Annotated in this window: 4 protein-coding genes and 2 tRNA genes; 5 read left to right on the top strand and 1 reads right to left on the bottom strand. The window is 34.3% G+C overall.

Features of this window, described 5'->3' with window-relative positions; translation table 11 throughout:
* Positions 1-155 precede the first annotated feature (155 nt).
* Both gyrA and QZZ51_RS03055 read left to right on the top strand, forming a co-directional pair.
* Positions 156-2690, top strand: coding sequence for a DNA gyrase subunit A (gyrA, locus tag QZZ51_RS03050; RefSeq protein ID WP_291865699.1), 2535 nt, complete (start codon positions 156-158; stop codon positions 2688-2690).
* Positions 2691-2726: 36 nt separating this feature from the next.
* On the top strand, positions 2727-3989 hold the full coding sequence (locus tag QZZ51_RS03055) for a tetratricopeptide repeat protein (RefSeq protein ID WP_291865702.1): 1263 nt from the start codon (positions 2727-2729) through the stop codon (positions 3987-3989).
* 75 nt (positions 3990-4064) lie between these two features.
* Here the strand turns inward: QZZ51_RS03055 and QZZ51_RS03060 are convergent, their stop codons facing one another.
* Complete coding sequence (locus QZZ51_RS03060) at positions 4065-5240, bottom strand: acetyl-CoA C-acyltransferase (protein ID WP_291865704.1); 1176 nt, start codon at positions 5238-5240, stop codon at positions 4065-4067.
* Between the two features lie 123 nt (positions 5241-5363).
* Here QZZ51_RS03060 and QZZ51_RS03065 point away from each other — a divergent pair, with 123 nt between their 5' ends.
* From QZZ51_RS03065 to QZZ51_RS03075, 3 genes are all read left to right on the top strand, one after another.
* A complete protein-coding gene (locus tag QZZ51_RS03065; protein ID WP_291865707.1) occupies positions 5364-7415 on the top strand; it encodes an HDIG domain-containing metalloprotein in 2052 nt (683 codons plus the stop codon).
* Positions 7416-7525: 110 nt separating this feature from the next.
* A tRNA-Ser gene (locus QZZ51_RS03070) sits at positions 7526-7614 on the top strand.
* A 58-nt stretch (positions 7615-7672) separates the two neighbouring features.
* A tRNA-Pro gene (locus QZZ51_RS03075) sits at positions 7673-7747 on the top strand.
* Positions 7748-8144: the final 397 nt, after the last annotated feature.

The following is an 8144-nucleotide window of genomic DNA, read 5'->3' on the forward strand; positions in this document are numbered from 1 at the left end:
AGCAAAATTATTGCATATCAAATTATTAACTGTTGGCGGGTGTTAAAGTGTTAATAAATTCTTTAATAAAGTCTCTGTTAAATGCTTTGTTGACTTCGATTTTGAGTATATTGGCATGCTTTTTTAACCCTAATTAAAAACAACTAGATTCTAAGATGGCAGACGGAGAAAAATTGATTCCTATTAATATTGAAGATGAAATGAAATCGGCTTACATTGATTATTCAATGTCGGTCATTGTGTCACGTGCCCTTCCAGATGTAAGAGATGGGCTAAAACCTGTGCACAGAAGGGTTTTGTTTGGGATGTATGAATTAGGAGTGCGGTCCAGTAGTGCGCATAAGAAATCTGCCCGTATCGTCGGGGAGGTTTTAGGTAAGTATCACCCACACGGAGATACTTCTGTATATGATTCTATGGTGCGTATGGCTCAGGAGTGGAGTTTGCGTTATATGTTAGTAGATGGCCAGGGTAACTTTGGTTCTATTGATGGAGATAGCCCTGCTGCAATGCGTTATACGGAGGCCCGTATGCGTAAGATGGCAGATGATATGCTAGCAGATATAGATAAAGATACTGTGGATCATCAGTTAAATTTTGATGACTCTCTTAAGGAGCCTACCGTATTACCGACAAGAATTCCAAACTTATTAGTAAATGGAGCGTCTGGTATTGCAGTGGGTATGGCAACAAATATGCCGCCTCATAATTTATCGGAAGTCGTAGATGGTACCATAGCTTATATTGAGAATAATGATATAGAGATTGAAGAGTTAATTACACATATAAAAGCTCCAGATTTTCCGACAGGGGGGATTATATATGGATACGAAGGTGTAAAAGAAGCTTTTCATACAGGTCGTGGTAGGGTTGTAATGCGTGCCAAAGCTGTAATAGAGGAAGTGCAAGGAAGGGAATGTATTATTGTTACTGAAATTCCTTACCAAGTGAATAAAGCGGATATGATTAAGAAGACCGCAGACTTGGTGAATGATAAGAAAATAGAAGGTATTTCTACGATTCGCGATGAATCGGATAGAAAAGGTATGCGTGTCGTTTATATTCTTAAGAGAGATGCGGTTCCGAATATAGTATTAAACATGCTTTATAAATACACTGCGTTACAATCGTCGTTCAGTGTAAATAACATTGCTTTAGTTAACGGTAGGCCAAGGTTACTTAATGTTAAGGAGATGATTCACTATTTTGTGGAGCATAGACACGAGGTAGTTGTAAGGCGAACAGAATTTGAATTAAAGAAAGCAGAAGATAGAGCTCATATCTTAGAAGGTTTAATTATAGCGTCAGATAATATTGATGAGGTAATAGCTATTATTAGAGCATCTTCAAATGCAGAGGAAGCTAGAGTGAAATTGATGGAGCGTTTTAAGCTTTCGGAAATTCAATCTAAAGCTATCGTGGAGATGAGATTGCGTCAATTAACTGGACTGGAGCAAGATAAGCTTCGTGCAGAGTATGATGAAATTTTAAAAACTATCGCGGACTTAAAAGATATTTTAGCAAATAAGGAGCGTAGGATGCAAATTATTAAAGATGAGCTCCAAGAGGTTAAAGATAAGTATGGTGATGAGCGTAGATCAGAAATTAATTATGCTGGCGGAGATTTAAGCATGGAAGATATGATTCCTAATGAGCAAGTAGTAATAACTATTTCTCATGCGGGTTATATTAAGAGAACACCTCTTTCTGAATATAAAACTCAAAATAGAGGAGGAGTTGGTCAAAAAGCTTCTTCAACAAGAAACGAAGATTTCTTAGAGCATTTATTTGTTGGTACTAACCACCAGTATATGTTATTCTTTACGCAAAAAGGAAAATGTTTCTGGATGCGGGTTTATGAAATCCCGGAAGGAAGTAGAACATCAAAAGGTAGAGCAATTCAGAATCTTATAAATATTGAACAAGACGATAAAGTGAAAGCATTTATCTGTACGCAAGATTTAAAAGATGAAGAGTATGTAAATAGTCATTATGTTATTATGGCTACTAAGAAAGGTGTAGTTAAGAAAACATCTTTAGAACAATATTCTCGTCCTCGTCAAAATGGTATTAATGCTATTGGAGTAAGAGAAGGGGATGAATTGTTAGAGGCTAAATTAACAACAGGAACTAGTCAAGTTTTCTTAGGATTAAAATCTGGTAAAGCAATTCGTTTCGAGGAGAGTAAAACTAGACCGATGGGTAGAAATGCTTCTGGTGTACGTGGTATTACATTAGCTCATGATACGGATGAGGTAATAGGTATGGTTACGATACATGATTTTGAAGATGAACTTTTAGTGGTTTCTGAAAATGGTTATGGTAAACGTTCTAGTATAGACGATTATAGAGTTACTAACCGTGGAGGTAAAGGAGTTAAAACTATATCTATAACAGAAAAAACAGGGGGATTAGTTGCTATTAAGAATGTTACAGATTCCGATGATTTAATGATTATCAATAAATCGGGTATTGCTATTCGTATGGCGGTAGAAGACTTAAGGGTTATGGGTAGAGCTACACAAGGAGTGAAGTTAATTAACATAAAAGGAAATGACTCTATTGCGGCTGTAGCAAAAGTAATGAAGGATGAAGATGAAATTGATGAAGGGGAAACATCTGATATAGAGGTAGATGCAGAAGGTGGCACGGCAATTGATAAGGATAGCACAGAAGAAACAGAAGAGTAAATAATAAACAAAAACTAATATTTTAATAGAGTAAAAATGAAAACGAAAGTTATATTATTGGCAGCAATGTCCTTTACCATGGTAGGGTTTGCCCAGAAGAGTGAATTAAAAGCAGCAGATAAAGCTTTAAAAGGAGGAGATTCTATGTCTGCAAAAGCATCTTTAGAAGCTGCTTCGGGGTTAGTTGCTAATGCAGAAGCAAAAGTAAAAGCGCAATATGAATTTTTAAGAGGAAAAACATATGCAGACCTTGCTAAAAAAGGCGATAATGGAGCTTTTAAAGAGGCAGTTGCTTCTTTTCAAAAGGTTTTAAAAATTGAAGAAGAAAGCGGTAAAGCCAAATATTCTTCAGATACTAAGCAACAGATGGCTGCTATAACTTCCGATTTAGTCAATTCAGCTGTAGCGGATAACGGGGCTAAAAAATTCAAAGAAGCTGCAGAAAAGCTATATCTAAGTTATAATTTAAGTCCACAGGACACCACTTATTTGTATTATGCAGCGAGTAGTGCAGTAAATGGGGGGCATTATGAGGATGCTTTAAAATATTATAATGAATTACAAGAAGTTGGTTACGATGGTAGCGCAATAGTATATAAAGCTACTAATATTGCTTCAGGAGAGAGTGAAGAAATGGATAAAGTACAAAGAGATTTAATGGTTAAATCTGGTACATATAAGGATCCTGTAGATGATAAAATACCTTCTAAAAAAGCTGAAATTGTAAAGAATACAGCTTTAATATATACGCAATTGGGTCAAGACGATAAGGCTTTAGAGGCTTATAAAGCAGCAAGAGTAAATGATCCAAAAGATGTAAATTTAATTCTAAATCAAGCTAATCTTTATTTTAAATTAGGAGATAAAGAAAAATTTAAAGAATTAATGGCGGAGGCTGTTGATGTGGCGCCAGATAATCCAGATTTGCATTATAATATTGGTGTAATTAATATGGAGCAGGGGAATATTGCAGAAGCAAGAGCTGCTTATAAAAGAACATTAGAAGTTGATCCAGGGTATACTAATGCGCAATTAAACCTTTCTACAACATATGTAAATGAAGGTAATGGATTAATCGATGAAATGAATTCTTTAGGAAACTCAAGAGCGGATATTGCTCGTTATGATGAGTTAAAGCAACAAAAAGATGATTTATTTAAAGAAGGAGCTGGTGTTTTAGAGGAAGCTTTAAAGACAAATCCAGATAACCAAGGTATATTAACTCAGTTAAAAAATATCTATGGCGCAATGGGGGATAATGAAAACTTCATGAGATTAAAGAAGTTGTTAGGAGAGTAATCCTTTTGTTCAATACTATTAAAAAGGGTCTTTCACTTGGTGGAAGACCCTTTTTTTAATACTTTAGGTATTTAATTAGCTTCTTTCTATAACTATAGCAGAAGCACCACCACCGCCGTTACATATAGCAGCGGCACCTGTTTTAGCATTTTTTTGTTCCAAAACGTTTATTAAGGTAACTAATATTCTAGCACCAGAACATCCAAGGGGGTGTCCTAAGGAAACGGCGCCACCGTTAATGTTTACATTAGAATCGTTTAATCCTAATATTTTCATATTAGCAAGCCCAACTACAGAAAAAGCTTCGTTAAATTCAAAATAATCTACATCTGAAATAGAAATATTAGCCTTTTCTAATGCTTTTGGTAATGCTTTAGCAGGAGCTGTAGTAAACCATTCTGGTTCGTGAGCAGCGTCAGCGTAACTTTTAATTGTAGCAATAGGTTTTATGTTTAACTCTTTAGCTTTTTCTTCACTCATTAGAATTAAAGCAGCGGCTCCGTCATTTATGGTAGATGCATTCGCTGCTGTAACGGTGCCTTCTTTAGTAAATGCAGGGCGTAATGAAGGAATTTTTTCTAACCTTACATTTTTATATTCCTCGTCTTCAGTAATAAGTACAGGTTCTCCTCTTCGTTGAGGTACCTCTACAGGAACTACCTCATTTGTAAAAAGCCCATTTTTCCATGCATCTTCTGATCTTTTGTAAGATTGTATGGCAAAATTATCTTGATCTTCTCTAGAGAATTTATATTCTGCGGCACAAGCATCTGCGCAAACGCCCATAGCATTTTCGTCATACGCATCTACTAAGCCGTCTTTTTGCATGCCATCTATCATGGAAGCAGGGCCAAATTTAACCCCTTTTCTCATGTGTATATAATGAGGAATAAGACTCATGTTTTCCATTCCACCTGCAACAACAATAGAAGCGTCTCCTAGTGCAATAGCTTGCGCTGCTTGCATTACTGCTTTCATTCCAGAAGCGCATACTTTGTTAATAGCAGTACAAGGAACAGTATTGGGAATTCCGGCGTATATAGCCGCTTGCCTAGCCGGAGCTTGTCCTGTGCCAGCTTGTATTACATTCCCCATTATTACTTCTTCAATTTTATCGGGACTCAATCTTATTTTATCTAAAGCGCCTTTAATGGCTATAGCGCCTAATTTGGGGGCTGGGATGCTAGATAATGCACCCATAAAACTACCAATAGGAGTTCTTACGGCGGATACTATTACTACTTTTTTCATGAATTTAGTCTGCTTAAACGTTTTCGTAAATTTAATAAATTAAACTTCATAGAAAATGGTTCTACCTATAATTGGTTGTTTAATGTTATTATTTTCTATTTTTGAGACTAGATACTATTACTTATGCGAAAATCTTTGGACAATATTTATAAAAATCAGTCCCATATCTACAAATACGGTTTATATATAGTATCTATTTGTTTTATTGTTTTCTTTTTCCCTAAAGGAGGTAAGTTTAAGTATGAGTACAAAAAAGGAAAACCGTGGCAGTTCGAAAACTTGTATGCTCCTTTTGATTTTTCGGTAAATAAAACAGATTCAGAAATAGCGCTTGAAAAGAAGAATATTGTCGAAAGCCAAATTCCTTATTATCGCGCAAGAAAGGCAATCGAAAAAAGTGTTTCTAAGGAGTATGTAAATAATTTTTTAACGATTTTTGATAAAGAGACGTATTCCAGAGAACAGCGTATAACATTGGATGAGGCAGGAAGGGAGATTCTAAAGGTGTTGTATAGTAAAGGGTTAAGTTCTGGTGAGGATATTAAAGAAACTTCTAGTTTAATTTATATAGTCAAGAATAATTCGGCCCAACAAGTTGAAGTAGTAGATTTGCCCAATGTACCGCATTTAAATAAATACATAAGTGAAATTCTTTCACAAAAAGGATTATCTAATTTTGAGAGCTTTTATAATACTCTCTTTAAAAAAATCGTAAAACCGAATATTTTTTATAACAAAGAGCTGTCTGACAAATCTTTGGAAGATGCTTTGTCTAAAATATCATATACAAGAGGGGCAATAGAAGAAGGGGATGTTATAATAACAAAAGGAGAAGTTGTTAAAGCTGATAAAATTAAGGTATTAGATTCTTTAAAGGCTCAATACGAATCAGAACTATGGTCAGAATATAATTTTTATTATATAATTATTGGGTATACGGTATTAGTGGCTCTTGTGTTAATGATGCTTTTGTTATTTATTAGAAAATATAGAAGCTCCATTTTTGAAAATAATACCAAGGTTACTTTTATATTTTTTAATATACTTTTATTTGTTTTTGTAACAACGCTCATGTTGCAATATGAGGAGGCTTACGTGTTTGTAATTCCGTTGTGTATTTTACCTTTAATATTAAAAACCTTTTTTGATTCTAGGTTAGCTTTAATAGTGCACGTATTAACGGTTTTATTATTAGGTTTTATTGTTCCAAATAGTTTTGAGTACATTTTTTTACAGATTATCGCTGGTGTTGTAACTATACTTACTATTTCAGAATTATATAAGAGAGCAAATTTATTTATCTCTATAGGTCAGATTACATTTATATATATAATTGGTTACTTGGCTTTTCATGTAATTCATGAGGGTAATCTAAATAATTTAGATTGGATAACGTTGAGTTTATTTTTGCTAAACGGAATGATTACTACCGTTTTTGTGCAACCTTTAATTTATATTTATGAGAAAGTATTTGGTCTGGTGTCTGATGTTTCTTTGTTGGAGTTATCAGACACAAATTCTAAGCTACTAAAAGAGCTCTCTAATAAAGCTCCAGGAACGTTTCATCATTCTTTACAAGTATCTAATTTGGCAGAAGCAGCAGCTAATGAAATAGGTGCTAATGCTATGTTGGTTAGAGTAGGGGCGTTATATCATGATATAGGAAAAATGGCCAATCCTACTTTTTTTACAGAAAACCAAGTTACCAATGCGAACCCACATGATGAATTAGAGCCCAAAGACAGCGCCAAAATTATTATTGATCATGTTATTAATGGTATTGAAATAGCAAGAAAAAATAAATTACCAGATAGAGTTATAGATTTTATTCGGTCCCATCATGGAGTAACTTTGGTGTATTATTTTTATAAAAAACATTTGGATTTGCATGGAGAGGTAGATGAAAAAGATTTTAGATATCCAGGACCTTTACCTTTTTCTAAAGAAACAGCAATTTTAATGATGGCAGATTCCGTAGAAGCGGCTTCAAAAAGTTTAAAAAACCCAACTTATGTAATAATTGATGAGTTTGTAGATAAAATTATAGCAGGCCAGGTAAATGCAAATCAATTTTTAAATGCCAATATTACCTTCAAAGAGATAGAAATTATTAAAAAAGTGATGAAACAGAAGCTTAGAAATATTTATCATTTGAGGGTAGAATATCCAGAATGAGATAGTTACATAAAAAGGGATAAAAAAAGTAAAAAAAATGTTGGATTATAGTATATGAAAATATACATTTGCATCCGCGTTTAGATACGCACGTTCTTATAGAGAAATTTGGAGAGGTGCCTGAGTGGCCGAAAGGAACGGTTTGCTAAATCGTCGTACTTAGAAATAGGTACCCAGGGTTCGAATCCCTGTCTCTCCGCAAATTGCGAGAGTAGAAAAAAATTTCTAATAATATTGCAATTATAAGATAACCAATTCGGGGTGTAGCGTAGCCCGGTTATCGCGCCTCGTTTGGGACGAGGAGGTCGCAGGTTCGAATCCTGCCACCCCGACAAATTATAGTATCAATCTATACCAAAAACCTGTTAATCGTATGATTAACAGGTTTTTCTGGTTTTAAGAATATCATAAGAATTGATATGTTTTGATTAAAAACGTCAACAAATCGGATAACAAATCAAAAAACCAAAAAGTGTTGACCAGATTTACAGCCAACAGTCTGTGAAACAATAAATAAATGTATCTTTATAAGTGATTTGACTTTCGTCTGATAACAACGAATTATTGTTAATTAAAGACGAAATAATGAAAACATCTTCCACCTTCAGTATTTTGTTCTGGGCTGACTTCGGGTCAAGTATAATTTTAGGGGACTAGTAAGATTTATGCATAAATTTTAGATAGTCTGTAGAGGAAAAATGTAATTTCTCTGACTCCTCTAAACTGTGC

Origin of the sequence: Maribacter sp., from assembly GCF_016744255.1 — a bacterium.
In the GTDB taxonomy this organism is placed as follows: Bacteria; Bacteroidota; Bacteroidia; order Flavobacteriales; family Flavobacteriaceae; genus Maribacter_B.

What these genes read in the sequence shown, in the direction of transcription:
- QZZ51_RS03055 (WP_291865702.1), top strand. Translation starts at nt 2,727, where the DNA reads ATGAAAACGAAAGTTATATTATTGGCAGCAATGTCCTTTACCATGGTA.
- QZZ51_RS03060 (WP_291865704.1), bottom strand. Translation starts at nt 5,240, where the DNA reads ATGAAAAAAGTAGTAATAGTATCCGCCGTAAGAACTCCTATTGGTAGT.
- QZZ51_RS03065 (WP_291865707.1), top strand. Translation starts at nt 5,364, where the DNA reads ATGCGAAAATCTTTGGACAATATTTATAAAAATCAGTCCCATATCTAC.
- gyrA (WP_291865699.1), top strand. Translation starts at nt 156, where the DNA reads ATGGCAGACGGAGAAAAATTGATTCCTATTAATATTGAAGATGAAATG.